The 429-nt window shown below is 34.7% G+C and carries 1 protein-coding gene; it reads right to left on the bottom strand.

Annotation, left to right across the window (positions count from 1 at the left end):
• Positions 1-223, bottom strand: a 223-nt coding sequence (gene tnpA / locus A3SG_RS0118580; RefSeq protein WP_016991467.1) for an IS66 family insertion sequence element accessory protein TnpA, incomplete at its 3' end; no start/stop codon positions are given.
• Positions 224-429: the final 206 nt, after the last annotated feature.

A 429-nucleotide genomic window follows, 5' to 3' on the forward strand; every position in this document is an offset into this window, starting at 1 on the left:
TAACTCCATTGGGGTATACGATTTCGTATTTGTTTTCTAAAGCGAAAACTGGTTTTTTCAGTGCAATAAAACCTCCGATTTGTGCTTCTTCATTTTTGCTTTTTCGTATCCAATAGCTGAAGGTTCCTAATTTAATACCTGCTTGATCGCAATACCCTTGTTGTGAAAGTCCACTTTGTTTCCAAGATTCAACTTGAGATAACATAAATTCATTTTTGTCCATGTCTAAATTGTTTAGAACAAAACTACTACCTTAAGTTAATCTAAAAAATATGTGGTTCGTCGGGCGGATACGTAGGTTAAATCTAAATTCTCTAGGTGCATCCACTAAGATAGAATTGCAGTTTGAACCATATTCCCTAATTCACTATCCGTTTTAGAAATAGGCGAGAACAAAGCGCTTCGTAATGATGGATTGGTTAAGTATAT

The sequence above is a fragment of the Flavobacterium sp. ACAM 123 genome, from assembly GCF_000264055.1.
GTDB lineage: Bacteria > Bacteroidota > Bacteroidia > Flavobacteriales > Flavobacteriaceae > Flavobacterium.